This window comes from Muriicola sp. (assembly GCF_041567615.1).
Classification (GTDB): Bacteria; Bacteroidota; Bacteroidia; order Flavobacteriales; family Flavobacteriaceae; genus Muriicola.
Genome location: NZ_JBFGBM010000264.1, coordinates 1 through 2,463, shown reverse-complemented (window position 1 = coordinate 2,463; position 2,463 = coordinate 1). Strand labels below are relative to the sequence as shown.

3 protein-coding genes are annotated in these 2,463 nt (G+C 50.2%); 1 reads left to right on the top strand and 2 read right to left on the bottom strand.

Features of this window, described 5'->3' with window-relative positions; translation table 11 throughout:
• Nucleotides 1–1,294, top strand: a 1,294-nt coding sequence (locus tag ABYP73_RS12880; protein ID WP_372974601.1) for a YfcC family protein, incomplete at its 5' end; no start/stop codon positions are given.
• An 87-nt stretch (nt 1,295–1,381) separates the two neighbouring features.
• On the opposite strand, the gene ABYP73_RS12875 is transcribed toward ABYP73_RS12880, so the two are convergent.
• Nucleotides 1,382–1,885, bottom strand: coding sequence for a hypothetical protein (locus ABYP73_RS12875; RefSeq protein WP_372974600.1), 504 nt, complete (start codon nt 1,883–1,885; stop codon nt 1,382–1,384).
• A 34-nt stretch (nt 1,886–1,919) separates the two neighbouring features.
• Nucleotides 1,920–2,463: cupin domain-containing protein (locus ABYP73_RS12870; RefSeq protein WP_372974599.1), on the bottom strand; the 544-nt coding region annotated here is incomplete at its 5' end.

Below are 2,463 nucleotides of genomic sequence, written 5' to 3'. Positions count from 1 at the left end.
GCTCCTCTGTATGACCTGGGCAGCCACCTTTATCATTCCCAAAGGCAGTTACACGCGCATTACGGATTCGGAAAACGGACTTACCACGGTGGTCAATGGGTCTTATGAAAAGATCGAAGGGGAAAGCCTGGATATTTTTGATTTGTTGCTGATCGTACCCGAGGGTCTGATCAGCAGGGCTGATCTCATCGTGCTCATCTTTCTGCTGGGCGGGTGTTTCTTTATTGTAGAAAAAACAGGTGTCCTGGGTCACGGGCTCCAGTGGGTGGTAGACAGGCTCAGGGGAAGAGATTGGATAGCTCTTATGTTGGTAACGGCGATCTTTGCAGCAGGAGGAGCTACCATTGGTATGCAGGAAGAGTTTATTGCCTTGACACCCCTCCTCATTGCATTCAGCCGTTCGATGGGGTATAACACCTTTGTGGCTATCGGTATGAGTTTCGGGGCCGCGGTCATCGGCTCTGCTTTCAGTCCTATGAATCCTTTTGCCGTAGTTCTCGCACAAAAAGAAGCGGAATTACCCCTGCTTTCAGGTCTAAATTTTCGACTTGCCTTTCTGATTCTGGTGCTCGTCTTGTACCTCCTGTTCCTTTGGAGATACGCCAGATTGAACCGAATGGAAAAGGTTCCCATGTCGGATACCGGAACTCCCATATCTGTGCGTAGTGGCATCATCCTGGGCCTCATCGCCCTCACTTTCGGCGTGGTCACCTATGGGCTTTTGTTTCTGGGCTGGGGTTTTAACGAGATCTCTGCCTTCTTCTTTCTGCTCGGGCTCCTGACGGGCCTTATAGCTGGTCTGGGCTTAGACCGTACCTGCCTGATGTACGTCGATGGAATGAAGGAAATGACCTATGCAGCTGTGATCCTGGGGCTGGCCAGCGGTATTCCGATCCTACTGGAAAAAGGTCAGATCCTCGATACGGTGATCCATACGGCTTTTACGCCCATGGAGAGCCTCCCTCCTTCCATGTCGGCTCTTGGAATGATGGGTAGCCAGGCCTTGTTGCATTTCCCCATCATGAGCTATTCTGCCCAGGCATTGATGACCATGCCGGTCCTGATACCTCTTTCGGATCTTGTTGGCGTATCCAGACAAGTATGTGTTCTGGCATATCAATACGGGGCGGTGAACATGGACATGTTCGTTCCCACCAACGGAGCTTTGATGGCCATCCTGGCAGTGGCCGGTATCTCCTATGACAAATGGGTGCGCTTTGTATGGAAACCGTTGGTGTTGTGTTTTGCAGTAGCCGCTCTGGCTTTGCTCACAGCTGTCTATACCGGGTTTTAATACACCTCGGGATATAAATCCTCAGTAAAACAAAAAGCCACCTGCCTGAGCAGGTGGCCGGTGGTTCCCGATAGGGTTATTTACGGGCTAATTTCCGTTGCCCACAGTGGGGTTATGGGCTGTAAAAATCCCTTCGGGATTGTCTTTGTAGATCCATACATGTAACTGCCATTGCTGCAGGTTTGGATTGATCTCCCATACGTCTTCATTCCCCGTAAAACCTTCGGGGGGTAAACCGGGGTTGTCCATATCCTCGATAGGAACAGCGTATTCTACGGCCACGATCTCCATGGCCCCGCTGGCGTTCGGCGCATAGAGCAGGATCTCGGGTTTATCCAACTCTATGGTCGCATCGATTCTAGGTGGCAAGATATAGTGATGCCCCATATTGGGAACGAACCCCGAAGCATCGAAAAATCCTTCCGCGGTTGCCACCTCAACATCCTGGTATTTTAAGGTCGCAGCCTTTACTTCATTTACTTCTAACTGCCAGGGTTCAAGGTCATCATTGTCGTCGCTGCATCCTACTATGAAGATCAGAACGAGCAGTGTCAAAATTTCCTGTAATCTCAATGTGTTCTTTTTTTTCATGATTTCCATTTTTAAAAGTTCTTTGGCTATTGGTTTATACAAAGGTGATTCCGTATCGGGTGCAGATCGATGCCACCTTTTCGAAATCCGGTTTGCCTTCAGGCAATTGGCTCAGTTCGTGAAACATGTGTTCCATACCGGAAGGGAAAGCACTCACCCACATCTGAGCTTTTTCATTCCCAACCACCGTCCAGGAATGTACCAGGTTCTTCGGGGCATACGCCATATCCCCTGCTTCCAGTACGGTCGACTTATTGTCTACCATGATCTCCACCTTCCCCTTCAGGACACGAAAGATCTCGTCCTCACGGGTGTGGATATGAGGTGGTATCCCAAATCCGGGTTCCGCATTGTCTACCCATTCGAAGATCTGGCTATCGGTATCCTCGCCCACGACCTTATGTGTCTGAGGATTTCCCAATACGCGGAGCTCAATGCCTCCATCTGCCGGAATGATTTTTTCCCTGGCCTTCTTTTCTACTGGTTTTTCGAGGGCGGCCATCAGGGCATTGGCTGGTAGAAGTGCCACGGCTCCCGTCCCCCCTAAGCGCGTCAAAAATGTTTTCCGATCCATAATT

Coding starts and splice junctions, on each gene's coding strand:
- ABYP73_RS12875 (WP_372974600.1), bottom strand. CDS start 1,885: ATGAAAAAAAAGAACACATTGAGATTACAGGAAATTTTGACACTGCTC.